This is a genomic window from Paraburkholderia sp. EG304 (assembly GCF_046543485.1).
GTDB classification, from domain to species: Bacteria; Pseudomonadota; Gammaproteobacteria; order Burkholderiales; family Burkholderiaceae; genus Paraburkholderia; species Paraburkholderia youngii.
Genome location: NZ_JBKGUA010000003.1, coordinates 34,704 through 59,748 on the forward strand (window position 1 = coordinate 34,704; position 25,045 = coordinate 59,748).

24 protein-coding genes and 2 pseudogenes are annotated in these 25,045 nt (G+C 62.8%); 13 read left to right on the forward strand and 13 right to left on the reverse strand.

All coding sequences use genetic code 11. The annotated features are described in order from the left end of the window. Nucleotides 1-33: 33 nt before the first annotated feature. Nucleotides 34-735, reverse strand: coding sequence for a YoaK family protein (locus ACLFKU_RS04520; protein ID WP_410848297.1), 702 nt, complete (start codon nucleotides 733-735; stop codon nucleotides 34-36). Between the two features lie 207 nt (nucleotides 736-942). On the opposite strand from ACLFKU_RS04520, the gene ACLFKU_RS04525 reads away from it, so the two are divergent. Together ACLFKU_RS04525 and dctA are read left to right on the forward strand one after the other, a co-directional pair. After that, complete coding sequence (locus ACLFKU_RS04525) at nucleotides 943-1,908, forward strand: LysR family transcriptional regulator (protein ID WP_410848298.1); 966 nt, start codon at nucleotides 943-945, stop codon at nucleotides 1,906-1,908. Further along, nucleotides 1,905-3,215 (forward strand): C4-dicarboxylate transporter DctA, encoded by a 1,311-nt coding sequence (dctA, locus tag ACLFKU_RS04530; protein ID WP_410848299.1) that lies wholly within the window; start codon nucleotides 1,905-1,907, stop codon nucleotides 3,213-3,215. Before ACLFKU_RS04525 ends, dctA begins: the two co-directional genes overlap by 4 nt. A gap of 346 nt (nucleotides 3,216-3,561) precedes the next feature. On the opposite strand, the gene ACLFKU_RS04535 is transcribed toward dctA, so the two are convergent. The 3 genes and pseudogenes from ACLFKU_RS04535 to ACLFKU_RS04545 form a co-directional block, all read right to left on the reverse strand. Beyond that, nucleotides 3,562-6,261 (reverse strand): CoA-binding protein, encoded by a 2,700-nt coding sequence (locus ACLFKU_RS04535; protein ID WP_410848300.1) that lies wholly within the window; start codon nucleotides 6,259-6,261, stop codon nucleotides 3,562-3,564. A 10-nt stretch (nucleotides 6,262-6,271) separates the two neighbouring features. Beyond that, complete coding sequence (locus ACLFKU_RS04540) at nucleotides 6,272-7,570, reverse strand: ATP citrate lyase citrate-binding domain-containing protein (RefSeq protein ID WP_368581789.1); 1,299 nt, start codon at nucleotides 7,568-7,570, stop codon at nucleotides 6,272-6,274. A 747-nt stretch (nucleotides 7,571-8,317) separates the two neighbouring features. Then, nucleotides 8,318-8,518, reverse strand: a pseudogene (locus tag ACLFKU_RS04545) (hypothetical protein); the annotation flags it as partial. 13 nt (nucleotides 8,519-8,531) lie between these two features. Between ACLFKU_RS04545 and ACLFKU_RS04550 the strand changes: the two are divergent. Continuing rightward, nucleotides 8,532-8,648, forward strand: a pseudogene (locus ACLFKU_RS04550) (amidohydrolase); the annotation flags it as partial. Here the strand turns inward: ACLFKU_RS04550 and ACLFKU_RS04555 are convergent. The 6 genes from ACLFKU_RS04555 to ACLFKU_RS04580 all read right to left on the reverse strand — a co-directional run bounded on the left by ACLFKU_RS04555 (nucleotide 8,633) and on the right by ACLFKU_RS04580 (nucleotide 13,833). Further along, nucleotides 8,633-8,863: an Arm DNA-binding domain-containing protein gene (locus ACLFKU_RS04555; RefSeq protein WP_410848301.1), complete on the reverse strand. Its 231-nt coding sequence runs from the start codon at nucleotides 8,861-8,863 to the stop codon at nucleotides 8,633-8,635. The pseudogene ACLFKU_RS04550 and the gene ACLFKU_RS04555 sit on opposite strands and share 16 nt — an antisense overlap. Further along, nucleotides 8,808-9,896, reverse strand: a complete 1,089-nt coding sequence (locus tag ACLFKU_RS04560) for a fatty acid desaturase (RefSeq protein ID WP_410848497.1) — start codon at nucleotides 9,894-9,896, stop codon at nucleotides 8,808-8,810. Before ACLFKU_RS04560 ends, ACLFKU_RS04555 begins: the two co-directional genes overlap by 56 nt. A gap of 159 nt (nucleotides 9,897-10,055) precedes the next feature. Then, nucleotides 10,056-10,844, reverse strand: a complete 789-nt coding sequence (locus tag ACLFKU_RS04565) for a CDP-diacylglycerol diphosphatase (RefSeq protein WP_410848302.1) — start codon at nucleotides 10,842-10,844, stop codon at nucleotides 10,056-10,058. A gap of 102 nt (nucleotides 10,845-10,946) precedes the next feature. Continuing rightward, nucleotides 10,947-12,401 (reverse strand): indoleacetamide hydrolase, encoded by a 1,455-nt coding sequence (iaaH, locus tag ACLFKU_RS04570; protein ID WP_410848303.1) that lies wholly within the window; start codon nucleotides 12,399-12,401, stop codon nucleotides 10,947-10,949. Between the two features lie 191 nt (nucleotides 12,402-12,592). Beyond that, nucleotides 12,593-12,808, reverse strand: a complete 216-nt coding sequence (locus ACLFKU_RS04575; protein ID WP_176106231.1) for a transcriptional regulator — start codon at nucleotides 12,806-12,808, stop codon at nucleotides 12,593-12,595. 323 nt (nucleotides 12,809-13,131) lie between these two features. Next, complete coding sequence (locus ACLFKU_RS04580; protein ID WP_410848304.1) at nucleotides 13,132-13,833, reverse strand: NADPH-dependent FMN reductase; 702 nt, start codon at nucleotides 13,831-13,833, stop codon at nucleotides 13,132-13,134. Nucleotides 13,834-14,331: 498 nt separating this feature from the next. Between ACLFKU_RS04580 and ACLFKU_RS04585 the strand changes: the two genes are divergently transcribed. Both ACLFKU_RS04585 and ACLFKU_RS04590 read left to right on the forward strand, forming a co-directional pair. Continuing rightward, complete coding sequence (locus ACLFKU_RS04585; protein WP_410848305.1) at nucleotides 14,332-15,045, forward strand: J domain-containing protein; 714 nt, start codon at nucleotides 14,332-14,334, stop codon at nucleotides 15,043-15,045. Nucleotides 15,046-15,413: 368 nt separating this feature from the next. Beyond that, entirely contained in the window at nucleotides 15,414-16,052 is a 639-nt protein-coding gene (locus tag ACLFKU_RS04590; RefSeq protein ID WP_368581903.1) for an arsenate reductase ArsC, read from the forward strand. Here ACLFKU_RS04590 and ACLFKU_RS04595 read toward each other — a convergent pair. After that, complete coding sequence (locus ACLFKU_RS04595) at nucleotides 16,049-16,387, reverse strand: H-NS family nucleoid-associated regulatory protein (protein ID WP_368581904.1); 339 nt, start codon at nucleotides 16,385-16,387, stop codon at nucleotides 16,049-16,051. The genes ACLFKU_RS04590 and ACLFKU_RS04595 overlap by 4 nt on opposite strands. A 787-nt stretch (nucleotides 16,388-17,174) precedes the next feature. Between ACLFKU_RS04595 and ACLFKU_RS04600 the strand changes: the two genes are divergently transcribed. Further along, nucleotides 17,175-17,483 carry a hypothetical protein gene (locus tag ACLFKU_RS04600; RefSeq protein WP_410848306.1) on the forward strand — a complete coding sequence of 103 codons (309 nt, stop codon included), beginning with the start codon at nucleotides 17,175-17,177 and terminating at the stop codon, nucleotides 17,481-17,483. 128 nt (nucleotides 17,484-17,611) lie between these two features. Here ACLFKU_RS04600 and ACLFKU_RS04605 read toward each other — a convergent pair whose 3' ends face one another. Beyond that, the gene (locus ACLFKU_RS04605) at nucleotides 17,612-17,890 is read right to left on the reverse strand and encodes a hypothetical protein (protein WP_410848498.1); all 279 of its coding nucleotides are present in this window, start codon (nucleotides 17,888-17,890) and stop codon (nucleotides 17,612-17,614) included. Between the two features lie 786 nt (nucleotides 17,891-18,676). On the opposite strand from ACLFKU_RS04605, the gene ACLFKU_RS04610 reads away from it, so the two are divergent. The 5 genes from ACLFKU_RS04610 (at nucleotide 18,677) to ACLFKU_RS04630 (ending at nucleotide 22,675) form a co-directional block, all read left to right on the forward strand. Continuing rightward, complete coding sequence (locus ACLFKU_RS04610) at nucleotides 18,677-19,291, forward strand: copper-binding protein (protein ID WP_410848307.1); 615 nt, start codon at nucleotides 18,677-18,679, stop codon at nucleotides 19,289-19,291. 145 nt (nucleotides 19,292-19,436) lie between these two features. Next, complete coding sequence (locus ACLFKU_RS04615) at nucleotides 19,437-19,670, forward strand: hypothetical protein (protein WP_018434370.1); 234 nt, start codon at nucleotides 19,437-19,439, stop codon at nucleotides 19,668-19,670. A gap of 162 nt (nucleotides 19,671-19,832) precedes the next feature. Next, complete coding sequence (locus ACLFKU_RS04620) at nucleotides 19,833-20,585, forward strand: SDR family NAD(P)-dependent oxidoreductase (RefSeq protein WP_410848308.1); 753 nt, start codon at nucleotides 19,833-19,835, stop codon at nucleotides 20,583-20,585. Between the two features lie 80 nt (nucleotides 20,586-20,665). Beyond that, nucleotides 20,666-21,844, forward strand: coding sequence for an L-rhamnonate dehydratase (gene rhmD, locus ACLFKU_RS04625; RefSeq protein ID WP_368581909.1), 1,179 nt, complete (start codon nucleotides 20,666-20,668; stop codon nucleotides 21,842-21,844). Nucleotides 21,845-21,892: 48 nt separating this feature from the next. Beyond that, entirely contained in the window at nucleotides 21,893-22,675 is a 783-nt protein-coding gene (locus tag ACLFKU_RS04630) for an SDR family NAD(P)-dependent oxidoreductase (protein ID WP_410848309.1), read from the forward strand. Between the two features lie 19 nt (nucleotides 22,676-22,694). On the opposite strand, the gene ACLFKU_RS04635 is transcribed toward ACLFKU_RS04630, so the two are convergent. Then, on the reverse strand, nucleotides 22,695-23,690 hold the full coding sequence (locus ACLFKU_RS04635; RefSeq protein WP_410848310.1) for a LysR family transcriptional regulator: 996 nt from the start codon (nucleotides 23,688-23,690) through the stop codon (nucleotides 22,695-22,697). A 122-nt stretch (nucleotides 23,691-23,812) separates the two neighbouring features. Here ACLFKU_RS04635 and rhaM point away from each other — a divergent pair, with 122 nt between their 5' ends. Both rhaM and ACLFKU_RS04645 read left to right on the forward strand, forming a co-directional pair. Then, nucleotides 23,813-24,130, forward strand: a complete 318-nt coding sequence (gene rhaM / locus ACLFKU_RS04640) for an L-rhamnose mutarotase (RefSeq protein ID WP_176106219.1) — start codon at nucleotides 23,813-23,815, stop codon at nucleotides 24,128-24,130. Between the two features lie 8 nt (nucleotides 24,131-24,138). Continuing rightward, nucleotides 24,139-25,032 (forward strand): amidohydrolase family protein, encoded by an 894-nt coding sequence (locus tag ACLFKU_RS04645; protein ID WP_410848311.1) that lies wholly within the window; start codon nucleotides 24,139-24,141, stop codon nucleotides 25,030-25,032. The last annotated feature ends 13 nt before the right edge of the window (nucleotides 25,033-25,045 follow it).

The following is a 25,045-nucleotide window of genomic DNA, read 5'->3' on the forward strand; positions in this document are numbered from 1 at the left end:
CCAGCCAGGGCCATCAGCACAAAACGTCCCGTATCACTCACCGTAACTCCGCGCGGCAGCCTCGTCTTCGCGCCGGCGAACTAGCCGACCTATCTGGACAAGCGCTGCGACGAGAAGCAGGACTGCAAGCCAGAGTGCTCCGTCGTGTAGCATCCGTGTCGTCACACCCCCAAACACCGCGCCTGCGAAAAAACAAAAGCCTGCCATCCCAAGCAGTGACGCCTCGTGCAACGCAATTCTGTCGTAACTCGGGATAAAGGCCTCCAGCATTTTTTTCGCCGCTCGCCGTAGGTTTCCTGTTGTCATGACCGACGTGTAGGTCAGATTCTCGATGTGCGTGAAGGACAAGGTCTGCAGGGTGGCGACGAACGAAATGCCAGGGATAAGCCAGACATCCGAGTCGCCGACCAGACCGCTTGCCGCCATGGACAGAAAGGCAATCTCAAGAAGCAGGCAAACGAGTGCTGGACGACGGACCGAAGGCGCAAAGGCATTGAGGCGCAGGAGATGAACGACAAATACCGCGAACACGAAAGCGATCAATGGAGGAATATGGCGGGCCGCCCGCGCCCAGTCCCCCGCCGCGATCTGGATACCGAGAAGGGCGACATTCCCCGTCATCGTATTGGCAAATACGCCACCATGCCCGACATACGCGAAAGCGTCCAGAAAGCCTCCCGATAACGTCAACAGCGCCGCGACGCTACGAGTTCTACTCGCCGAATCAAAGTCCATCGAATCGACCTCTCGTCTTGACCGGTAATGCCAATATATAGGTTGCATGCCGCGCGGCAATCTGCTGCGAAGGTTACCTCGCAATCAATACCTGGCTTGTCAAGTTTGACCGTCGTGCGCTTACGCCCGCAAACACGTGTAGTTCCCAATGGGTGCTTTGCGCTGCATCGTGCAAAATACCTGATTTGAAACGCGGAGGGATGACCTGTGGGCGTCAATTTCGACTTGAACGACTTGCAGGCGTTTCGAGCGGTCGTGGAACTCGGAAGCTTCCGCAAGGCCGCCGAGGCGGTCAGCATTTCGCAGCCGGCCTTGAGCCGCCGCATCGACAAGCTCGAGGAAGCGCTCGGCGTGCGTCTGTTCGAGCGCACCACGCGCAGCGTCACGCTCACCACGGTTGGTCGTGTATTTGCGCCTAGCGCCGAACAGCTGCTCGATGATCTCGACGTCGCGTTGCTCGGCATCCGCGACGTTTCTTCGAGCCGCCTGGGTCATGTGACCATTGCCTGCGTGCCTTCGGTCGCCTACTACTTCCTGCCAAACGCCGTTGCCAGCTATCATCGCCGCTTTCCTCGCATCCGGGTCAAGTTGCTGGATGTGAGCGCCAATGAGGTGCTTTCCGCCGTCATCAGCGGAGAGGCTGATTTCGGGGTGAGCTTTGTGGGCAGCCAGGAGACCGAGGTCGACTTCAAGGTGCTGCTGCAGGAGCGCTTCGTGGCCGCCTGCCGTCGTGATCATCCGCTCGCCAGCAAGAAGCGCGTGAGCTGGAGCGAGCTTTACGAGCACGAGTACGTCTCGGTAGACAAGACTTCAGGCAACCGATTACTGCTCGATCAGGCGCTCTCGGCGGTGGCACCGCGCTTGCCGAGTATCTGCGAGACTCGCCATGTCACGACCATGCTGGGTTTGGTCGAAGCGGGCCTCGGTGTCGCGGCGGTGCCGTCGATGGCCATGCCCGGGCACAATCACCCCATCCTCACGAGCGTGCCGCTCGTCGAACCGGTGGTCAAGCGGCGCGTGGGAATCGTGAGGCGCCGCGGGCGTCCGCTGACCCCGGCCGCTCAGGAGTTCCACAGAACGATTATCGAGCTCAGGCGCGGCGGCGCAAGCGGCGATGCCTTAAGTGACGAAGCGTCTCCGAAAGAGCGGCGAGGCAGGAAGACCGCATCGTGAGATTGGTGAGACCGCTTCGCTTGCTCTATGTGCAGGTTGTGCTGGCCATGGTGCTCGGTATGGCGCTCGGTCATTTCTTGCCGCAAGCGGGCCCGCTGCTGAAGCCCTTGAGCGACGGGTTCATTGGCCTTGTCAGGATGATGATTGCGCCCATCGTTTTTTGCACGATCGTCTCGGGCGTTACATCGCTTGGAAGCGGAAACGCGATTGGTCGCACAATTTTCCGGGCGCTGGCGCTCTTTTATCTTCTAACTGCCGCGGCGCTCGCGCTCGGACTCGTCACGGCGTTCGTGCTGCGCCCCGGCGCGGGAATGCACATCGACGCAAGCCACCTGGACGTGAGTAACCTCGCGCAATATGCGAAGGGCACGCATCCGCGCGACGTTGTCGCGTTCGGGATGAGCCTCATCCCCGAGACGATGCTTGGTGCCTTCGACAAGGGCGAGGTGCTGCCCGTGCTGCTGCTCTCGCTGCTCTTCGGTTTCGCGCTGAATTCATGTCCGGGCGCCGGCAGGCCGGTGCTCGCGCTCATCGACGGCATCGCCGAGACGCTCTTTCGCATCCTCGCGATGATCATGCGACTGGCGCCTCTCGGCGCATTCGGCGCGATGGCATTCACGGTGGGCCGCTTCGGGATCCGCTCGGTCGGCTCGCTTGGCATGTTGATGGTGTCTTTCTACGTGGCATGCGTGCTGTTCATTGCGCTGGTTCTCGCTCTGCTCGCGCGCGTGCACGGTTTCGCTCTCTGGCGGCTATTGCGCTACCTGCGAGAGGAGTTGCTGATCGTTCTGGCGACGTCGTCGACGGAGCCGGTACTGCCCCGTCTGATCGCGAAGCTGGAGGCGCTCGGCTGCGACAAGGGCCTAGTGGGGCTTGTGCTGCCCGCGGGCTATTCGTTCAATCTCGACGGCACCGCGATCTATCTGACGCTCGCCTCGATGTTCATTGCTCAGGCGTGCGACGTAGCGGTTTCCGCGCCGCAGATCGCGGCCATGCTCGCGGTTATGTTGCTCACCTCAAAGGGGGCGGCCGGCGTGTCGGGCAGCGGGCTGGTCGCGCTCATCGCGACGTTGACAGTGATTCCCGATTTGCCCGTCGCCGGAGTGGCGCTACTGGTAGGCATCGACCGCTTCATGTCAGAGGCGCGGGCGCTGACGAGCGTGGTCAGCAACGCTTGCGCAGTGATCTTTGTTTCGATGTGGGAAGGTGCGTGCGATCGTGCGTGTCTCGGGCGGATGCTCGGGGCAGCAACGCCAGGCGGCGCGCAGAGTGCGGAGGAAGTCGCGAGGAATGCCCCGAAGACGTGAGAGGGAAATGGCCAGAGCCAAGCCTTCCTTCAGGTTTCCATCAGAAGCCCAAAAAAAGAAGTCGAACTGTTCCAGAAAATTGCCGGCCGTTACGCGGAAAACCGCCGGAGCCTTGGAGTGTCCCGGCAACGGGTAGAGGGCGAGGGGTGCATCAATGTGTCTCCTGAAATCCCGATAAATGCGGTGGTCCGGTCTTGTCTTTCGGGAATATTGGCCCATGACCAATAAAACCATAATTGCAATGTTTCGAACGTTTGATGTTTGTTAGTTATCGATCGACATTTGGCTCTGCCGCGCCGGGTGCTACCTGTGCACTAGCGCCCGGCGCGCCTTCAGAGTCCCACAGTCAGGCCACGAAACGACACTGTGATGCGGGCGTTCGCGTGTCCATATTGCGTCCGCGGTTCAGATGATCGTCAATTTCCGCCGCGCATCCGAGCATGCGCGGGTAGAGGAAGATTGTGAACGCGGCGGTTTCAAGGTCCGCCTCGCTGAACTCTCCGCGTTTGAGCGGCTGCCACAGCATCTTCAGTAGCAGCGCGGCGATCACGGCATCGACATTGACGCAGTAGACGTTGCGCGAGACACCCGCGTCGAACAATGCCTGCACCAGCGCGCGGTAGTACGCATGGAACGCGTTGTACTCCCCGCGGGCCTCGTAAAGCCTCGAGATAAACACCTCGCGCGGATCATGGTTCACCGGCTTGTCCTTGAAGACCGGGTGGTTCACGCCCGGCAGCTTGGCGATGTCGAGGCTGCCCAGCTGTTTCTGCTGCGCCTTGTACTGCGCATAGTGCTCGACCGAACGGCGCGCGAGTGCTTCGAGGTCGACGCCGTGTTGCGCGTCGGCGGGGTCGTCGAGGCCACTGTCGCGAAACGCCTCGATGAGAAAGGCGATGCCTTCATAGCCGTTGCCGCCGTGCGTATAACCCGAATGGGAGAGAAAGCCCGTGAGCGCCTTGTTCAATTGGACGCGTTCGGGAGATTCGGGACCGTCGGCGGACACCGCACCCTTCGCACCTTGCGCCGAGATCGCGCCCGGTCCGTTCGTGAGCAGTAATCCGGTCAGCGTCCTGAATGCGAACAGGTCGTCGGCGGACGGTTTCAGACCGAGCAGCGCTGCGAATGCCACCTCCGTCAGCGAGCGCTCGCCGAGCAACGCCTCGGTGGAAAAGTCGCAGAAACCGTCAGCACGGTGGCGCGAGGCGTCCGCCGAGGCGCCGATCAGCGTGCCGAAGAGTTTCATCCACCATGGCAGGTTCTCCGCCGTGAGCCGCGAGATGCGCTTGCGCATGAGCGGGCCCCAGGCGAGTGTCGTCGTGATCGCCGCGAGCACGGCGTCCGCTCGCGGATGGCCCGGCCCGTTGGCAAGCCATCGCACGAATACCGAACTCACACTGCGCACGGCGAGCCCGGCGAGCATGGCCTGCGCTTGCAGGTCGGGTTCGTCGGAAAAAAGTGCCGCGCTGCCTTCGGTGTCGATCGCGTCGATGTCGAATTCGTGATCGAACGCGTCCATGAGTTTTGCTGCCGCGAAGCGGTCGATCATCAGCCTGGCTGCGTCGCGCGCCGCGCGCTGGCGATTCGGCCCGACGATCGCAGCGGCGGCGGCAAGCACCGCGTTTGGCGCATTGCCCGCCTCGCGCGCCGCCTGCGCGGCCGCCAGTTCAGGCGTGCCGTACAGGTTCACCGCCGCGCCGATTGCGACGTCGACCAGTTTCTCGTCATTTGTGCCACCGAACTCGTGCAAAAGTGCGAGGCACACGTTCGCTTCGAACGAATGCGTCGCCGCTTCGAGCATCGATACGCCGTGCAAGCTGCTGACCTGGGTCTTCGCGTCCATCTGCGAGGCGCCCGAGGCGTCTTTCAACGGCTGCCGCGGCGGGATCGCGCCGACCTGGTCGTTCACCCGCGCGACTTGCTCGTCGTAGGGCGCGACGGCCCGCACGACTGGCAGCGCGAGTTCGCCGGGTAACTCGAGCCCCTGATCCGAGCCGAACCACGGTTTGAGCGCGAGGCTGCCTTCCGGCTCGAAGTCGGGCATCGTTGCGTTTGCGCGCATCACCGCCGTGAGCGCGGCGGGAATATGGGCGATGTTCGTCACCACCGCGCCCTTCGCCGAGCAGCAAGGATCGTCGGGCGTGAAGAGCCGCTCGACGCCGAATTTCTCCATGAACCAGCGTTCCTTCGCGAGCGCATCGTCGGCGCCACCCGCCATCGCGCCCGCGTGTCCCACTGCGCGCGTGAGACGGCTTTTCCAGCGGCCCACCACGCACGCGACCACGGGTTTGGTGAACTCCGCTTCGGCCTCGTAGTACCCGCCGGGCTCGCAGTACAGCACGGCGGCCTTGCTGCGCGCGTCGTTGGCGAGGGCAAAGGCGAACTCCGGTGCGGCATAGTGGATATAGACATCCTTTCCGCTGGAAACGACGGTCGATGTGCCCCAGCCGCTCATGCGCAGGTACTGCGCGATCGTGGTACTGAAGCCGCCGGAGTTCGAGAAGATGGCGATCGATCCCCGGCGCAGCGTTGCGCCCGGATCGTCACCGCCGAGCGCGCCGCCGATACGCACGCGCTGCCACGAGTCCGCGACGCCCAGCCCGTTCGCGCCGAAGATGTCGACGCCCGCCTGTTGTCCCATTGCGCGGATTTCACGGGCGTCGTGCACGGCGATCTTCTCCGTGATGATGAAGACCTTGCGCAGATCCGGATTCACACGGATCAGCTCGGCCACGCCGTCGCGCGCGGCCGACGGAGGCAGGTACACCACGCCACAGTTGAACCGATGACCGGCTTCCAAACCCTCTCTCACGTTGTTGAAGACCGGAATGTCGCCTGCAGGCGTCGCGAGCACTTGCCCGCCTTTGCCGGGCGCGGTGCCGAACACGACGTTCGCGCCCGAGAAGGCGTGACTCACCGGCGTGACGTCCGACGACTCGCCCCCAAGAATATTGAGCACGCAGACGCGATCTTCACGCGTGGCGATGTCCGCCAGCGACTGGATTCCGACGAAGTATTTGAAGTGGCTGTTGCCTTGCTTGTGCATGTCGATCTCCTCAGGCCGATGCCGTTTGCGATTGAGCGTCGCGCGCGCCGATACGCGCCGCGACCTGCGAGCGTCCACCCGAGCGCATCCATGCGTCGGCCTTACGGGCGTACTGGATCACTTCGCTGATATCGGAGTCAAAGCCAAAGAGACGATAGGGCAGGCCGAGCGAATCACAGGTGTCGCGCAGTGCGGACATGCCACGAACCAGGTTAGGACCGCCGCGGCCGAGGACGACGTAGAGCGGCGTCGGACCGTGCTCGCTGAAGTGCTCGCGCAGTGCATCCGCCATCGCACGCAGAGTTTCGTAGATGTCCGTGTTGTTGGATTTGCCGCCGATGATGAATAGCACGTTCGATTGCTTGAGCCAGTGCCGGAAGCAGATGCGCGCCACTTCCTTCATTTTTTCGTAGGGCGGGTTGCCACCGAAATCGGACGAGATAATGGCGGCGTCGCCCAACATCTCGGTGACGAGTGAGTTCGCCCCGCCCCCGAACGTGGGCGCGAGGATGGTTCCCTTGTCGTTGATCACGTAGACATCACTTTGGCCTTGGTGCGTGCGAAGCTGGTTGATCTCCTGCTCGAAGTCCGAGTAGTCTGCGGCGAACAGGTGGGGCGGGAGACCGAGTCGCGAAAAGCGCGGATCGTCGCGATCGAATCCGCACTTGAAGTCGCATGCCACGGGCGTGAGACGCCCCTTTTTGTCCTCGCGCATGCGGATCGGGTTGAGTTCGAGCGTCGTCATGCCGAAGTCATGGAAGAGTTCCCAGAGCTTCGGCAACTGCTGCACGAGTGGCGAGATGATTTCACGCGGCGCCCCGATCTCGCTCAGCGCATTGGCGACGACGAACGCCTTAAGTCCGGTCAGCGCATCGAACGGCACCATCGCGACGTGCTTTGGATCGACCTCCTCGATGTCCATTCCTCCCATGTGCGACAGCGTCATGGTGGGAGCGCGAAAACGCGTGGAATCGGAGATCGAAAAGTAGACTTCGTGCTTGGCGGGCACACCCGCTTCGAATGTCACGCCGTTCGCCTTCGCCCGCACGTGACCTACAACGTGCTCGGCAAAGTACAGCCGTTCTTTTTCCGCCAGCGCCGTCTTGAGATCGGTTGCGCGGCCGAGCAGGCCGGCCTTGCCTTTCTTGCCAACGCCGCCCTTGAATACCGGCTTGATGAATATCTGGCCATGCCGGTCGATGAGCGACTTGATCTCTTCTTCGCTGGCGCCCGGGCCCAGCACTTCGCTGGACGGAAAGCCGACGAATTGCAGCAGGCGCGCGCCGTGCAACATTCCGGTGATCTGCATGTGAGTGTCTCCCGAATTTGAAGGTAATGACGAATGAAGCGGATACTGGATATTCAGTCAGCTCGCTGCGGCAGGCGCGAGACGCACCGCTGCCGTGGACGCGCTCGAAGGCGGCGGCAGGAGAATCACGTGGCGAGGTGGGGCGGGCGAGATGCGCGTCGGTACCTCCAGGCGGCAGCCATAATCGGGCTTGCACTGGGAGAGGCGAAACACGGTTTTGCGCTTCGCGCCTTTCTCCGACGAGTTCTCTGTTATGAACGTCTTGGGGATCGATATTTGCGCAGGACGCGCAAAACGGGAAGTGCAATTTTTCGAAGCATTGATGTCCCAAGGTTATCAATGCAGACGTGCAAAAGAGGCCCCGCAGCGGGTAACGCATCGGCCCGGCGGTCTCGCTTGCGGTGGCTGAGGCAGGAGCAACCCTCAGGCGAACAACGCGGACCGCCCGGCTACGCCGCCCCGGCGTTATGACACGAGGCTCGCGACGAGCGTGAAGCCGCCGAAAACCGCGGTGGTGAGACTGAATACGAGCGAAGATCCCGCCACGCCGACCTGATCGAGAAGGATCGAAATATGGACTCGATGACTCCAGGGTTCTTCGAGGGATGGACGAGTACTGCCCCGCTCGCCACGGGAGCGCGGCCGGTCATAAAGGGGCACCTGGTCTCGTGGGCTGTCTTGCCGACAGTTGCCCCTTCATGCTGGCGCTTCTGTTGCCAGTCAACCGCTCCATGCCTGCCGCGTGGGTTACTGGATCGACGGCACCACGCCGAGCTTTTCAGCCAGCATCCTCTCGTAGACACCGAAGTGCAGGTCGACTTCCTCCTGTGTAACGATGGTCACGAAGATGTTGATCTGCGCTGGCTGCAAACCCAGTACGGTCGCGATCGCCGCTTCAAGCTGCGGCACGCATAACCGGTCGTCAGCGAGCGTGGTGCCAACCGCAATTTTGTAAACGGATTCCTATCCATTCAGCAACGGTTGGAACGCCTTCAAGAAGTTGACGGCACACGCTAGCGCTGGCGAACGCGAGGCTTTGTTCCGGGGAACCGCGCGCAAGGCTTATCGCCTTACGTGAACGGGACGGATGGAGCGGCGGCAAGCAGTAAGCCTGGAATGACCGCTGTCCATCCGACAGCTGTAGCGACAGTCCTTGCCATCCAATCGGTAATCAAATTGCCAGACTTTCGAACCCGAGACCGAGACCCGCAAATACATGGAATCGCGATCACGAAGTTTATAGGGCTTGCTCTGCGGTTTGGCGTTCTGCAGGAGCGGGGAGGTGAGCCTCATGGAGTTCTCCTTGACGGACAACTACCAAAAATTTTTCCCGCAATTTACCCGCAAAACCGGCGGAAGCAGCCGGATTTCCTCGGCCTGAGTCGGACGTGCCGATCGCCACCGGATGCGCTACCGCAGCGAATCCATAGCGTCTGACCCATTCGCTGTAACCCTTGACCAGAAAGGCTCCGGAGCGTTCTATGTACTGCTGGCGGGACGTTTGATAGACCGTCCGAAGCGCAAACCACGGCACCTGCGGCAGATCATGATGAACCAGATGATAGTTGTTGTTCAGAAACAGCAACCGCCACAGCCATCCCGCTTCATTGATGACCGTGCGATGCGCGGGCTCCTGCGCAATCCGATGCTCATGAAACGAACGCACCGATGCAAGCGCGAGTGAGCCATACCCCGCACCGACGATGAACACCCACGCCGGTATCCCGCACCGCTGCTGCAACCACACAGTGAGTGCAACCAGCGCGGCGAGATGCGCGAGCCATGCGGGCAGGTCGCGCCAATCGCCGTCGCGAATCTTGTCGAGTGCCTGCGCACCGGTCGCGGCGATCGCAAACGCCGGCCCGACCAGCAAGCGACCTATCAACGTATTGCGGAAAACCAGCAACGCACGCATCGCGGTGCCCGCGCGTTGCCAGTCCGCTGCGCTAACGAAATAGCTTTCCGGATCGCTGCCGGGCTCGGTCAAATACGCATCGTCGTGATGGCGCAGATGCGACTCGCGATACACGTGATAAGGGAACCACACCGCGAGGGGCGCGAAGCCGAGCAGCGCGTTGACGAATCGCGAGCGCGTCGGATGGCCATGCAGCAGCTCGTGCTGCAACGACATGTACCATGCGCCGAAGATGGCCAGCAGCGCGGCCGTCAGCGGCAGACCCAGCAGACGCGCGTGCGCGGCGACGCCGAACCAGCCACCGTAGATCGCGACGATCAGCGCCCATGTCGGCCACTGCGTGCGCCAGGCCCGGCCAGCGGCCAGACGGTCGATATCGTTGCGCTGGGAGTAGTCGAGATAGATCGCCATCGTTGCATCGGTCCGCATGTATGTTCGAACCCGCGATGTTGACTCGCAGGTCCAGACCGATCCTACGGGGCGACGCTGTGTGCCCGAACCATTTTATTGAGCAATGCATCCACGCAATCGTGGAAAAGCGGGCGCGGATAGTGCGTATCCGGTAAGCGTTCAATGATCGTCCGCCACGCGGCACGCGTGATCGAGCAGCCCTTCGGCCGTGCCGCTGCCGCCATCGATGTCGATACCGCTGTTGACGATCAGCCAGCCATCCCGAGCCGCGGACGGTCCCGCGCCGGTGACCAGTATGGTTTGCGTGGCCATCGTCGCCGGATCGGGATTGTCGCGCGCGACGATCCTGAACGGGTCGTCGGCGCCGCTTAGCGAGCTCACGCGCATGATCCTGTAGCGCTTGCCATCGAGCGTCGCCCAGCGCCATTCGCCGGGCGCGTCGTGAGCGTGACTGGCGAGCGCGGCACTGACTTCACGCCGCATGCAATCGATGTGGATATGCAGCTGGTTCTGCGAGCGACGATATTCGGAGTTGATTTCGAGGCCGAGCTGATCGTCGGGCAATTCGCGTTTGACCGCTTGCTGAACGTAATGGCGCGAAACCCACGCGTCGCTCCAGTAGTCCTTCGCATCGGCCGCGAGGATCAGCGGACTTTCGATGCCGGTGATGCGATCGGTCGGCATCAGCAGAAACTGCGAGCGGCCGAGAATGTCCTTCAGGATGACATAGCGCTTGTCGAGATCGACGACCGTGCATTGCCCCGGCCTGCCGGTGGCCAGCTGCGAAGGCACGCAGCGAATGTCGACGATCTTCCACAGCGCGTTGGAATCGACCGTCTCGAGGCGCGCGCAGGCGCTGGCGGCGAGAGCGGCCGCGAGCACGGCGGTCAAGTGAACGATGCGGCGCGCGAGGCCGCGAGATGAGAGGGCGGTGGCGAGGTCCGTCATCGTCGCTTGGGTGGGGTTCGGGCAGGGAAAGCGCCGCAATGCGGGCTGCAATGCGCAGGCATTAGAGCACAAACCGGATGGCGCCGACGTGAAACTCGGGCTTCACAGCACCGGCGCCGGCAACTCTCCCAGTACCTGTTCAATTGCGACACCGATGGCCAGCAGCCGCCTGTCCGAGCCGAGCGGTCCATCGAGTTCGAGGCCGACCGGCAGCCCGCTCGCGCTGATACCCGCCGGCAGCGACAGCCCCGGAATGCCGGATGTGCTGGCCGGATCGGTATTACGCAGGAACGCTTCCATCGTATCGATCGGCGGACCGCCATCGATCGTGACAGTCGACGAACCGTTCAGATCGTCGATCGGCACCGCGACGAGCCGCGTCGTCGGAAACAGCAACGCATCGAGACCGGCATTCGCGAACGTCGCGGCGACGTAGTTCTGCAGCCGCGGCCGCCAGTAATTGAGCGCCGCCGAATAGTGCGAGCCGAGCACGTCGGCGAGCACGTCGTCGTAAATCGCGCGCACGTCCGGGCTCGCGATGCGCACGGCCAGATCGGCGACGGTCTGCACCGGCGCCTGATTCGCGACGAGCCACGCGAGCACGTCGTCGCGCGCTTCGTGAATGGCGAGCGGACCGCCGACCATGCCGTTCAGATGCTCCAACTCGGTCATCGCGACCGGCACGAAGGTGACACCCGCCGCTTCGAGCTTTTGCAGCGCGGCGCGCGCGACGTCTTCGACCTGTCGCTCGAGAGCGTCCCACAGCGGCGCGGGCAAGCCGATGCGCAAGCCGTCGAGCGCAATCGCAGGCAACGCGCCGTCGCCGGTGATCATGCCGTCGAGCAGCGCCAGATCGGCGACGCTGCGCGCCATCGGGCCCACGGTGTCGCGCGTATGGCTGATCGGCACGACCGCGTTGGGGTCGTGATAGCGCCGCTCGGCGCCGCCATTGCCGACCGATGGACGAAAGCCCGCGGTGCCGGTCAGCGCGGCCGGGATGCGGGTCGAGCCGCCGGTGTCCGTGCCGAGCCCGGCGGGCGCGATGCGTGCGGCGATCGCCACCGCGGTGCCGCCCGACGAACCGCCCGGTATCAGCGACGGATCGTACGGGTTGCGCACCGGCCCCGCGTGCGCGGACAGGTTGGTACTCGTGATGCCGAACGCAAGCTCGTGCATATTGGCCTTGCCGAGCACGATCGCACCCGCGTCGACGAGTCGTTGCACCGATGGTGCATTGGTGTTCGGCACGAAGCCGGCGAGCGCGGGCGTGCCGGCCGTCGTCGGCAGGCCCGCGGTGTTGATGTTGTCTTTGACGACTATGGCCAGGCCGCAAAGCGGCAGTCGCGCCCGCTCCGCTGGCGTCAATGCGTCGATGCGCTGCGCGGCGGCGAGCGCGCCGTGGAAGTCGAGCGTGGTGAGCGCGTTCAACTGCGTGAGGGCGGCGGCGCGCGCGAGCAGGGTGGCGACGTAGTCGGCGGCTTTGAGCCGGCCCGCTTGCAGCGCCTCGACCGCTTGTGCCGCGCTGAGCGCGAGTTGTGCATCGACGGTCCATGTCATTACCGGCGTCTCCGTATCGATGGATGCGTCGCGGGCGGCGCGAGGTTCGACTGCATCCGTCGAAGTAGCGGACAGGTCACGCGGGCAGACAGCGAACGCAAGGGTTCAGCTATTCTGGCACATCCGCCTGAGGGCCGATGCCGGGCGATGCACAACGCGCGTCGCGCTCGCTTTCATCGATATCGATGCGCTTACCGGTGATTATCGATCCACATGCGCCCCCAGTCCGACGCATAGGCGAGCGCATGCTCTTCGTCGAAGAAGTAGTCGAGCGCGTCGAACGAATAAGCTTTACGCGTATTTTCGTCGCGCTGCTCGATCGTCAGATTGGCGGCGAATAATCCGTTGGGGAGCAGTTGCGTTGCCGCTTCGACCTCGTAGCCCTTGTAGCGGATGTGTGAGTTCATGATCCTGACTTGTCTGTGTGTCCGCGGGTGTCGTGCGGAATACCAATGCGTGCGGCGCGGCCCCGTCGTTGCCGAAGGTGGGTGAAGCGGCGGGCAGGGTCAAGCGTAGGGCGCGCTGCGCAGCGGGTGAACCAATCTTTCGTCGGAAGCAAATCAGCGCGGCGCGGGAGTGGTAATCAGAAGCCCGGATTGGATCGAAGTCGCTGTGTTCGGGACTCTATTCGAGCGGGGTCGCGATGTCTGTTATGTGGCGCACGGTCGCTCGGCGCAAAGCGTGACGCCACGCGCAATTGCGGCGGCGTCACGGGTGCCGGGGGAGTATTTCAGACCGCGTGCAGGACGCGCGCGGAACGGCCGTCCGCGGCGATCGAGGTGGTGTTTTGTGCGGAGGTCCGGCTCGCGGTCGAATGGCTCGACGTGGCGGGTGCGCCGTGCGCACGCTGTGCATTGAACGCGAGCGCGAACTGCGCGGCTTGCTGGCCGACGATCGCGAGTTGCTCGATGACTTTCGGATCGGAGCAGCTGTCGACGCTATCGAAACGCGTCTCCAGCGTGTTGATGCCGGCACCGAACGGCGTCGGCCAGCCACGCAGCGCATGCACGATCGAGCGCAGCGACGTCAGCACGGAGCCCGCCGCCTGCCAGCCGTAGGCGGTGACGATGCAGCCCACCGCGCGGCCATCCAGATACGGGCGCTCGTCGGCGCGCAATTCCTCGAGCGTGTCGAGCGCGTTTTTCACGAGCCCGGATACGCCGCCGTGATAGCCGGGTGTCGCGATGATCACCGCGTCCGCGCGACGCACCGCGTCGAGCAACTCGAGTTGTTCGTCGGTGCGGGCCGGCTGTTCCGGCGCGTAGTGCGGCAGGCTATGCAGAAAAGTGCCGCCGAACAGGCGGGTTTGCGCGCCGGCGGCTTCGGCGCCGCGCAACGCGAAGGCCAGCGCGCGCTCGGTCGACGAGGCCTCGCGCGTCGTACCGCCAATACCGATGATGAGCGGCGGGCGGGAGTGATCGGATCTGCTCAACGAAATGCTCCTTCGATTGCGGTTCACGCTGCGGTTGACGGCGCGGTCGACGTGGGACTCATGCAGCGTCAGCAACGCATGTGCACGGCCGTGAACGGACCGACCGGAGTGAACCGGACTTTGAAGTGTCATCTTAATGAGCGAGCGCCGCGCCGCTAAGCGACTTTTTGTTCTAACGATATAACCATGCGGCCACGACGCGCCGAGTCGCATCTGCGATGCACGTGAGCAAGCGGGCGATAAGCATATGGCGAATCGTTGGTTGGGCGGGTGCGGGCAAGACCCTAAGATGGACTCGTCTCCTCCATAGATCGCGTTAGACATGGGACTCGGCCTCGCTACGCAAGTGGTGGGGCCTTTTTTTCGTGGGTCGCTGGCGGACGATGCGCCATGGCGGCAATGCCGGTTGCATGCGTCTGCGTGGTAACCGCTTCACGATGACGCCGCTTTTTGCATGCTACGATGCCCGCAGTGATTTTCCGCGAGATCGAGCCCAGCATGGCAACCCTGTATGACACGCTCGGCGTGCCCGGGCACGCCACCGACGACGAAATCAAGCGGGCCTACCGGAAAGCCGCGATGAAGTGGCATCCCGATCGTAATCACGGTGCCGAGGACGTGGCGCGCGCGGCGTTCCAGGAAATCAAGGACGCATACGCGATCCTGTCCGATGCCGAGCAGCGCAAGGTCTACGACACGGTCTACGCCGAACAGATGCGCGAGTGGGAGGCGCAGCACACGCGTCGGCAACGCGCGCAGGCGAAGCGTGAGGCGGCGGCGCGAGCGGCCGACGAAGCCGCGTATGCGGAGATGGTGTCGATCGCGATCCGCTTCGCCGACCAGGGCCACAATCGCGACGTGCTGTTCGGCGTGCTGCTTGGCCGGCAATGCGAACCACAGCGCGCCGCGCAGATCGCCGACAGCGTCGCGGCGTTGCAGGCGGCGCGCCGCGACGAGGCGGACGCCGCGCAAAATGCCCAGCGCGCGGGTAAGGCGGCGAAGGGCGCGGCAGCGGCGCAAGCTGAGGCGGCCGAGGCCGAACCGGCGAAAACCGCGCACGAAACCAGCACGGCTTCAGAAGCCGCCCTTCACGACACACCGCATGTCAAACGCGCGAACCACGCGAAGCGCGATGAGACCGCCAGCGACATCCATCCGGCCGGTGCGCTCGGCAGCCTGTGGTTCCAGTTCCTCAACAGCCTGAAATTCTGACGCGTCGCGACGATCCGGGTTGCCTGCGGCAATCTCATTCGAGGCGACGCTTCCCGCGTACCGCGTATACCCCTACGCGCAGGTCCGCGCGCTGCGATCACGACCCGGCCACGCCGATCGCGCCGAATCGCCGCACCGGCGGCAGCGTCGCCTGATCTGACAAATATTGAAAAAGGGTGCTGAAACTGGGGGCAGGACACTGGTACACTGCCCATTCGCAAAGTTGTGCTCTGTGCCCCGGACTCGAGATAGCTGGCGTGAATCCCGTGGCGCAAATAAAAAAACGCCGTAGTGTCACGGGGGCGCAAGACTGGAGCGGCACAATTCCGCCCAGAGGTTAAATAAAAAAACATCGGTACGGGGTAAGCGTGTCCAGAAAATATAAGGTGCTGTTTCTCTGCCGCGATAATTCGATCCGCAGCATCATTGCAGAAGCTTTACTTCGCGAACTGGCGGGGCACCGGTTCGAGGCGTTCAGCGCGGGCCCTGAGCCGGCCGCGCGCCTTCATCCACTCGCGGTCGCGCAATTGCAGCCCGGCATTTCGGGGCGCGCGGTGCTGAGCCCTAAAAGCTGGCTGGAATTCACCGGCGAATGGGCGCCGCGCATGGATATCGTGATCGCGCTCGACGAATTCGTCGGCGGGCTGCATGCGCCGGTATTTCCCGGCGCGCCGGCATTCGTCTATTGGACCATTGCCGATCCGCTCGCGGGCGGCCACGGGTCCGCTGACGAGCAGGCCCGTCTTTTCGACAAGACCTTCTGGCAGATCGTGCGTCAGGTCAGCGCGTTTATCGAGTTGCCGCAATATGCGCAGCCTGCCTCGAATCGCGCGAATCACGCGAATATCGTCGATGCGGCGAATGCCATCAATGCGGGGAATACGGTGAATGCCGCGAATACCGCGAATATGCCAGGCGGTGGCACAAAACCGGTGCGTGGCACGGCGGTTCGTTTCGAATCCGCAGCCATGGTGTCCGCGCCTTCGAGCGCGGCGGCCTGCACCTAGCGACTATTCGGGCGCGCGAGCCGCGTTCCGGCGAACGGGTCATTCGACCAGTCCACCTGTTTTTTCGGTTGGGCTTTCGGTTGGGGTGCGGGCGCCGGTTTGGCGGCCAATTCAAAATGCTCAATGCTCTGGCCGGCACTAATGGCCTGCTTCAACCATTGCGGCATTTCGCCATTGCCATCCCAGCTGTCTCCGGTCGCATTGCGATAGCGCTCAGCGTTTTTGGCCAATGATTCGTTAGCCAGCGCCGCGGCAAGGTCTTCTGGCCTGATACCAAACTCTTCCATGCGATGGCGGAGATACGCAATCATGCTATCTCGCTTCCGTTCGTCCATAGGATATTTGTCCTTCTAAAACGTGCAGCGTACTGTCGAAGACAGATTGCGGGGAAAAAGCTGCGAAGCGTCGAGCCCGACTGAGTGGGGCCGCCCCGCGGTGGAGTTGTCGATTGACGGAAATGCCATGTGCCGGGTTAAAAAACGTTGCTCCCGAATTTGCAATACGGCCTCGGACAAAGACGGCCGCTGGAACAACCGACCCTCAAACTGAGAGCCCCAATCAGCAAATATTTCAGCATGTCGCAGCGCGGCGAACGAGGCCGGTAAGCCTGACGTTCGCTATGAAAAACTCTGAGTCTCGAGGCAATGATTGCGAATGGATGGAGTCACTCCACGCTGTCCGTCTTTCACCGGACTTTCGTCGATGTGCGGGTTCGCTTTTTGTGCTTTGTAGCAACATCATAACGCAATGCGCGAGCAAAGCACGCTTAGTTCACATTGAATTTGTCAGTGAATGCGGTTTATCGAACGGTGTGGACAATCGGCCACTCTGCTGGAAGCTCCTGGATTGAATTCCGGGGGGCGCGACCTATAAAAGAAAGACGAAAAGCTGCGCAACGCAGACTTACAACCGCCTTATGTCCGCCGATTCCGCCGACGCTCAGGAACGCGTCGAGCATCGGTTGCAAGCGCGGTAATTCTTCATCTGTTTAGTTCGGTGACCCGTCGCAGCAGTAGCGCATTGGCATCGACCCGTTCCTCGGCCCCATTGGGCAGGCTGGCTGTTCGCGGATCAATTCTTGTGGAGGACGAACACTGCTGCGCCGGATCGAGGAGTCCGGAAATGAGAGCACGTATATTGATGATTGCCGCGACCGCCGTCCTGTTGCTGGTACCGAGAACAGCCACCGCGGAGGAACTGAGCGGCCAGGCGGACCCCGGCACGTCAGGTCGCGCGATGATGCAGTTCAATGCGAACGAATCGGCGCAGGCGACGACCGATATGTCCTACGGTCGGAGCTGGGACCCGCGCGAGCAGGGCGTGCGCAACGCGTCGTATGGCGGTGTCCCGGCGGGCGAGTCACAAGCGGGTGGCCGACACAGCCAGTCCTGCTCGTTCAGCACGGAGTGCAAAACCTATTTCGGTCAATGACCGATCGGTGAGCGGCAGCAGGGCGCGCCTAACGAGGCGCGCCCGAATGACTCTGGGTTTCCAGGCAAAGGGCAGGCGTCGCGCGCCGCCGCGGCGGTGCATGCGCTTGACCGCAAGCGCATGCCATTTCACGAGAATGCCAGTTCCCGCGAAACATCAGCGCTGCGCTCGCCGAGGCGCGCGACGATATCGTCGACGCCGCGTACCGTATCGTTGTTTTCCGCCGGATCGTAGTAACCGCGGAACACTTCCAGCAGTGCGCGCCAGGACCCATGCCAGCGCGTTTCCCTTAGACAGACGCCGGTCGGATCGGCAATACGCAATACGCCGTTGTCCGGATAGAAAGTGAGCGTGACGAGACGGCCGTCGATGACGCAGGCGGCGGTGCAGGGGCGAGTCGTGACCATGTGTGTGGTGTCCTTTCGATAATTCCAATGTTTGTGCGTTAAACGCCGACGCGAGCTGGAGCAAACGCTGTGCCTGCGATGCCAGATGACTGTGATCTCGATGGCAAAATTCGCTCGATCAATCCGGCCGTGTTCGCAGTATTCCAATGATTGACGACAATTTTTTGTATTCGTCGCGAAGTGATGCGCAATAGCGTCAGTATCATCCATTAAGGGTTTATGCTGAGTCGTTCGCTGATTGCCAATTCGTCCACAGTCGAAACGACGAGCATCATATTTTTATCGCAAATGAATCGCCACTCGTCATAAAAGTTTTGACACAGCAAGCCAGATTAATCCGCAATAGCGATGCGCGATCCTTTGTCTTGCCATTCCTTTACCCGTTTGCTAGCATCCCCGAGACAGTTTGAAATAGTCATAACGTACGGCAATTTCCGGACCCGCTTGCATTGGGTCACCCGGTAGTCCATCTCCTTGCGAGGTATATGTTATGGCTAGCTCTCAACCCCTCCGCTGACGCTCCGGGAACGCGTGCGCAAAGCCGCGCCGCTCCTTGCGCGCACTCACCCGCTACCACGCGCTTTTCACGATCAGTTCTGCGAGACAAATCGGCGCATCAGAAAAGAACCGTTACCGGTTTCAAAAATGCGTACCCGTCTGCTAAAAGCGATTAATAGTCCGTTTTCCTTTTTATTCGAAGCGACCGCAGTTGCCGCTGCTGCGCATAGTACGCGATCTGCGACAAAACATTTGCCGTAACAACGACGCAATCAAAAGGAGCATTTCATGGCTTGCAATACAACGGGCTCCAGGCTCATGCGAGTGAAGGCGATCACGGTTGCGTTCGCGGTTTTGGTCGCGCCGGCGGGTTCGGCGTTCGCGCAGGACAACGCGGCGTCCGCGCCGGAACAGCGGGCAATCGGCGCTGCCGCGCTGCTGCACGTTCAGGCGCGCGTCGTCGCGATCGATCCTGCGACGAACAGCGTGACGCTGCGCGGCCCACACGGCGGCGACGAAACCTTCGACGTGAATCCGCAAGCCGCCGACGTCAGCAAGCTGCATATCGGCGACATCGTGACGATTGCGTACAAAAACGCGCTGCTCGTCGGCGTCGACAAACTCGCGCCGAGCGGAATTCGCCAGCGCATCGATACCGAAGTCACGCAGCCCGCGGCCAACGGTGTGGTTGCATCGGCGCGCCGCGTCGAAGTCGTGGCGACGGTGCGCAAGATCGATCGCAAGAAGCGCACGATCACGCTGCGCGGGCCGTCGCGCACCGAAACGCTCGACGTGGCGCCGGACATTCCGCTCGAAAAACTGAAGGTTGGCGATTCGGTGCGCGCGGTGTTCGTGTCGGCCATCGCGGCGGCGGTGTCGCGCAATGGCGCGGACGTCAAATAACGGCGCTCGGGAAGGCTTAAATAAACTACGCTGAAGCGTATCGAGGCGTGCGGCGTCGAACCGCAACCGGGGGTTCGCCGTCGCGCGCCGGCCATCGCAGCTCAGGTTTCACAAGATCATCGCGTCGCGCGCGAAGGAGCGGGGAATGGAACAGAGCGAAACGGAAACCACTGCCGAATCGGAGCGCAAAAGGCTGGTCCGCAGCAAGATCCACGTGGGCCTCGCGGCGGTCGGCACGTTGTCGTCGGTGTTCGGCATCGGCATAGCGATCATCGGCGGCATCAACTTCGACCGGACCAAGGTGCTGGTCGGCGTCGGCATCATCGTCGTGTCGACCATTCTGTATGTGTCGATGCTTTTCGTCGCTGCCGATGACTAGCATCTTCGCTTCCCATTAGCGCTCGATCCCGCCGCCGATTCACTTTTGCTATCGCCCACTTCGATAGTCGAATTGTTGGTGCATCGCACCGCCCGTATATTGACTGCAGCGATATACAACAACTCGACGGCACGCCACACGGCGGCCCACAGGAGCACAGCAATGAATCGGATCGATCTGGAGGGGCGCGCGGTCGTCATCACCGGCGGCGCGCGCGGTATCGGCTACGCGGTCGCGCAGCGGGCGTTGAAGTCGGGCGCGTCGGTGGCGTTGTGGGACGTCGATAGCGAACGCCTCGCGCGCAGCCAGCGCGAGCTGAGCGAGCTCGGCAAGGTCAGCGCCGTCACGGTCGAGCTGACCGACGAAGCCGCGGTCGAGCAGGCCACCGCGCAAACGCTCGCCGAGCACCGCTCGATCGACGTGCTGATCAACTGCGCGGGCATCACCGGCGGCAACGGCACGACGTGGGAGCTCGAGCCGGACACGTGGCGCCGCGTGATCGACGTCAATCTGATCGGCCCGTACCTGACCTGCCGCGCGGTCGTGCCGCAGATGCTGAAGCAGGGCTATGGCCGCATCGTCAATATCGCGTCGGTGGCGGGCAAGGAAGGCAATCCGAATGCTTCGCACTACAGCGCGTCGAAGGCGGGCTTGATCGGGCTCACCAAGTCGCTCGGCAAGGAACTCGCAACCAGAAACATCCTCGTCAATGCGGTCACGCCGGCCGCGGCCAAGACCGAGATCTTCGATTCCATGTCGCAGCAGCACATCGACTACATGCTGTCGAAGATCCCGATGAACCGTTTCCTGCTGCCGGAAGAAGCGGCGTCGCTGATCCTGTGGCTGTCTTCCGAAGACTGCGCGTTCAGCACCGGCTCGGTGTTCGATCTTTCCGGCGGCCGCGCCACTTATTAATCGCGCTGCTCGAGCATTGCTCACGCGTCGAACGCGCGTTGTCGAGCCGCTTCGACGCCTCTCTCTCACGGAGCCCTTTCATGGCCATGCCTACCATCCGGCACGTGCGTGCCTTCATCGTTCGCGGCGGCGGCGCGGACTATCACGACCAGGCCGGCGGGCACTGGATCGACGATCACATCGCGACGCCGATGGCGCGTTATCCCGAGTACCGCCAGAGCCGCCAGTCATTCGGCATCAATGTGCTCGGCACGCTGGTCGTCGAGATCGAGGCGAGCGACGGTACCGTGGGCTTCGCGGTGACGACCGGCGGCGAGATCGGCGCGTTCATCGTCGAAAAGCATCTCGCGCGTTTTCTCGAAGGGCAGCTCGTGACCGACATCGAGAAGATGTGGGATCAGATGTACTTCGCGACGCTGTACTACGGGCGCAAGGGCGTCGTCCTCAATACGATTTCCGGCGTCGATCTCGCGCTGTGGGATCTGCTCGCGAAGGTTCGCAAGGAGCCCGTATATCAACTATTGGGCGGCCCGGTGCGCGACGAGCTGGTGTTCTATGCGACTGGCGCGCGGCCCGATCTCGCGAAGGAGATGGGCTTCATCGGCGGCAAGCTGCCTTTGCAGCACGGTCCCGCGGAAGGCGAAGACGGACTCAGGCAGAACCTCGAGAAGCTCGCCCACATGCGTTCGCGTGTCGGCGACGACTTCTGGCTGATGTACGACTGCTGGATGAGTCTCGACGTGCGCTATGCGACGCGGCTCGCGCAAGGCGCGCACGGATACGGCCTCAAATGGCTCGAAGAATGTCTTCCTCCCGACGATTACTGGGGTTACGCCGAACTGCGCCGCAACGTGCCGCGCGGCATGATGGTGTCGACCGGCGAGCACGAGGCGACGCGCTGGGGCTTCCGGATGCTGCTGGAGATGCAGTGCTGCGATCTGATCCAGCCCGACGTCGGCTGGTGCGGCGGCATCACCGAGCTGATCAAGATTTCCGCGCTCGCCGATGCGCACAATGTGATGGTGGTGCCGCACGGTTCGTCGGTGTACAGCTATCACTTCGTCGTCACGCGCCATAACTCGCCGTTCTCCGAGTTTCTGATGATGGCGCCGAAAGCCGACGAAGTCGTGCCGATGTTCAACCCGCTGCTGCTCGACGAGCCGGTGCCGGTGAACGGGCGCATGAAGGTGCCGGACACGCCGGGCTTCGGCGTGCGGCTCAATCCGGAATGCGCGCTGGTGCGGCCTTACCAGCATTGAACGATTTGAACGCGTGCCGAACGGCGAACCCTGGCAAAGGAGACTAAGGTGCTGCTCAAGGACAAAGTCGTGATCGTCACCGGCGGCTCGCGCGGCATCGGACGCGCGATCGCGGTGGCCTGCGCCCGCGAAGGCGCGGACGTGGCGATCAACTACTGGGGTGACAACGACGCATCGTATGGCCGCCGCTCGGCGGTCGAGGAAGTGGTCGGCGAAATCGAGGCGTTGGGGCGGCGCGTGATCGCGGTGGAAGGCAACGTCGCCGCGCGCGATACCGGTCAGGAGCTGGTGCGCCGTACGCTCGACGCGTTCGGCAAGGTCGACGTGCTCGCGAGCAATGCCGGCATCTGTCCGTTCCACGCGTTTCTCGACATGCCGGCCGACGTGCTCGAATCGACGGTTGCGGTCAATCTGAACGGCGCGTTCTTCGTCACGCAAGCGGCCGCGCAGCAAATGAAAAAGCAGGGCACCGGCGGCGCGATCGTCGCGACGAGTTCAATCAGCGCGCTGGTGGGCGGCGGCATGCAGACGCATTACACGCCGACCAAGGCCGGCGTGCATTCGCTGATGCAGTCGTGCGCGATTGCGTTGGGGCCGTACGGCATCCGCTGCAACTCGGTGATGCCGGGCACGATCGCAACCGATCTGAACGCGGAAGATCTCGCCGATGAAGCGAAGAAGGCCCACTTCGAGAAGCGCATTCCGCTCGGCCGCCTCGGGCATCCCGACGACGTCGCCGATTGCGTCGTGTTTCTCGCGTCGGACCGCGCGCGCTATGTGACGGGCGCCGCGCTGCTCGTCGACGGCGGCCTGTTCGTGAACCTGCAATAGGCGACGCGAAATGCGGGCGTCAATTGACCGTGGCGGGCGTAGTCAGCGCGCCAGGTGCGATGGCAGGATTGTCGCGCGCAAGGTTGCGCGAGAAGCCGCGCAGCAGCTCGATCAAGCGCAGCGCCGGCTCGGCGAGCGGCTCTTCCTTGCGCGTCAGAATGCCGAAACCCGCGAGACTCTTGCCGATTTCCAGCGGCAGCGCGACGAGCAGCCCGCCGCGCACATGATCGCGCACGACCGACTCCGGCAGCATCGCGACCGCATCGTAGTTTTCGAGCAATTGCAGCGTCGCGAAGATCGACGCGCATTCGGTCAGATTGACTGGCGTGGCGAGCCCCGCGCGCGCGAGTTCTTCCTCGAACAGCACGCGCGCCGGACTCGTGATCGGCTGCGCCACCCACGGCCACGCGACCAGTTCGCGCAATGTGACGCGCGGGTGCCGCGCGAGCGGATGCACGGCGCGCACGACGAGCAGCAGCGTTTCACGTGCGAGCGGCTCGAAACTGAAGTCGTTGTGCTGCAAGGGATTGGTCAGGCGCCCCAGCGCGAGATCGACCTCGCGGCGATGCAGCAATTGCACGACCTGGTCGCTCGTTTCTCCGAGGATGCGCACGTTGAGCAGCGGGCTTTCGGTCTTCAGCGTGGCGACCGACATTGCCAGCAGATCGGGCGCGGCGCCCATGATCGCGCCGACGGTCAACTGCCCGTGACCGCCGCGGCGTTTGACATCGAGGTCTTCGGCGAAGCGTGTGAGTTCGGCAAGCGCGCGGCGCGCGTAAGCGAGCGTGACGACGCCGAGCGGCGTCGGCGTCATGCCGCGGGCGTTGCGTTCGAACAGCAGAAAGCCGAACGCTTCCTCGATATCGCCGAGCATGCGGCTCGCGCTCGGTTGCGCGACGTTGACGGCCTCGGCGGCCTGGTGCAGGTTGCGGGTGTCGTCGAGCGCGACGAGCAGGGCGAGATGCTTGAACTTCAGACGGTTGACGAGTGCGACGGCGGCTGAATGTTGGCTCATGGTTGCCAGTAGAGGTGCCCGTGCGATTCGGTTTGTGGATCGCCCAATCCCAACAACGGATTGAGAGGCTATCGATGCAGGAATTATAGTCGTTCGAAGAAGTCGACAGGAGACAGGCCGCAATGGAGACGATCGCTTTCCGGATGGTGCTGAACCCCGGCATGCGCGAAGAGTACGAACGGCGTCATACGGAGATCTGGCCCGAGCTCGTTGACGCATTGCACAACGCCGGCGTGCGCGACTACCGGATTTTCTTCGACCCCGACACGCATCATCTTTTCGCGGTGCTGTCGCGCACGAGCGATCACACGATGGATCAGTTGCCGCAACTCGACGTGATGCGCAAATGGTGGGATTACATGGCCGACATCATGCAGACCGCGCCCGATCACACGCCGCTGTCGCAGACGCTCGAACCGGTCTTTCATCTCAGTCATTGAGGTGCCGCATGCAGGTTGTCGATTCGCATATCCATCTGTGGGATCTGAAAACGCATCGCTATCCATGGCTGGAGAACCCGGGCGTGTCGTTCGTCGGCGATGCGCGCAAGCTGAAGCATGACTATTTGCTCGACGATCTGCTCGGCGAAGCGGGCGACATCGACGTGCTGAAGCTCGTGCACGTCGAAGCGAATCACGATCCGGCCGATCCCGTCGAAGAAACGCGCTGGTTGCAGTCGATCGCGGATCGCGACGCGTCGCGCGGCATGCCGAATGCGATCATCGCCGCCGTCGATCTGTCCGCGCAGAACGCACCGGCGTTGCTCGAAGCGCATGCGTCGTTCGCCAATACGCGCGGCATCCGGCAGATTCTCAACGTGCACGACAACAAGCTGTTCGATTACGTCGGCCGTCACTATATGCGCGAGCCGCAGTGGCGCGAGCATTTCGCATTGCTGCGCCGGTTCGACCTGTCGTTCGACCTGCAAATTTATCCGTCGCAGATGGAACAGGCGGCCGCGCTAGCGCGTGCGCATGCGGACACGCTATTGATCGTCAATCATGCGGGCATGTTCGTCGATCGCAATAGCGTGGCCGGTTATCGCGCGTGGCGCGACGGCATGCGCGTGCTCGCGGCCTGTCCGAACATCGCGGTGAAGATCAGCGGGCTCGCGATGTTCGATCATCACTGGACCGTCGAAAGCCTGCGCCCGTATGTGCTCGAAACGATCGATACGTTCGGCGTCGAACGCGCGATGTTCGCGTCGAACTTTCCGGTCGACCGGCTGTTTGGTTCGTATACGGATTTGTGGCGCGCGTATGCGGCGATCGTCGCCGATGCGAGCGAGGCTGAGAAAGACGCGCTGTTTCGGCGTAACGCGGAACGGTATTACCGGATTTGACGCGCCGCCGCGT

Excerpts from the sequence above, each read along its gene's own strand:
- ACLFKU_RS04520 (WP_410848297.1), bottom strand. The coding sequence starts at position 735 with ATGGACTTTGATTCGGCGAGTAGAACTCGTAGCGTCGCGGCGCTGTTG.
- ACLFKU_RS04535 (WP_410848300.1), bottom strand. The coding sequence starts at position 6,261 with ATGCACAAGCAAGGCAACAGCCACTTCAAATACTTCGTCGGAATCCAG.
- ACLFKU_RS04540 (WP_368581789.1), bottom strand. The coding sequence starts at position 7,570 with ATGCAGATCACCGGAATGTTGCACGGCGCGCGCCTGCTGCAATTCGTC.
- ACLFKU_RS04555 (WP_410848301.1), bottom strand. The coding sequence starts at position 8,863 with ATGAGGCTCACCTCCCCGCTCCTGCAGAACGCCAAACCGCAGAGCAAG.
- ACLFKU_RS04560 (WP_410848497.1), bottom strand. The coding sequence starts at position 9,896 with ATGGCGATCTATCTCGACTACTCCCAGCGCAACGATATCGACCGTCTG.
- ACLFKU_RS04565 (WP_410848302.1), bottom strand. The coding sequence starts at position 10,844 with ATGACGGACCTCGCCACCGCCCTCTCATCTCGCGGCCTCGCGCGCCGC.
- iaaH (WP_410848303.1), bottom strand. The coding sequence starts at position 12,401 with ATGACATGGACCGTCGATGCACAACTCGCGCTCAGCGCGGCACAAGCG.
- ACLFKU_RS04575 (WP_176106231.1), bottom strand. The coding sequence starts at position 12,808 with ATGAACTCACACATCCGCTACAAGGGCTACGAGGTCGAAGCGGCAACG.
- ACLFKU_RS04585 (WP_410848305.1), top strand. The coding sequence starts at position 14,332 with ATGGCAACCCTGTATGACACGCTCGGCGTGCCCGGGCACGCCACCGAC.
- ACLFKU_RS04595 (WP_368581904.1), bottom strand. The coding sequence starts at position 16,387 with ATGGACGAACGGAAGCGAGATAGCATGATTGCGTATCTCCGCCATCGC.
- ACLFKU_RS04600 (WP_410848306.1), top strand. The coding sequence starts at position 17,175 with ATGAGAGCACGTATATTGATGATTGCCGCGACCGCCGTCCTGTTGCTG.
- ACLFKU_RS04605 (WP_410848498.1), bottom strand. The coding sequence starts at position 17,890 with ATGGTCACGACTCGCCCCTGCACCGCCGCCTGCGTCATCGACGGCCGT.
- ACLFKU_RS04610 (WP_410848307.1), top strand. The coding sequence starts at position 18,677 with ATGGCTTGCAATACAACGGGCTCCAGGCTCATGCGAGTGAAGGCGATC.
- ACLFKU_RS04615 (WP_018434370.1), top strand. The coding sequence starts at position 19,437 with ATGGAACAGAGCGAAACGGAAACCACTGCCGAATCGGAGCGCAAAAGG.
- ACLFKU_RS04620 (WP_410848308.1), top strand. The coding sequence starts at position 19,833 with ATGAATCGGATCGATCTGGAGGGGCGCGCGGTCGTCATCACCGGCGGC.
- rhmD (WP_368581909.1), top strand. The coding sequence starts at position 20,666 with ATGGCCATGCCTACCATCCGGCACGTGCGTGCCTTCATCGTTCGCGGC.
- ACLFKU_RS04635 (WP_410848310.1), bottom strand. The coding sequence starts at position 23,690 with ATGAGCCAACATTCAGCCGCCGTCGCACTCGTCAACCGTCTGAAGTTC.
- rhaM (WP_176106219.1), top strand. The coding sequence starts at position 23,813 with ATGGAGACGATCGCTTTCCGGATGGTGCTGAACCCCGGCATGCGCGAA.
- ACLFKU_RS04645 (WP_410848311.1), top strand. The coding sequence starts at position 24,139 with ATGCAGGTTGTCGATTCGCATATCCATCTGTGGGATCTGAAAACGCAT.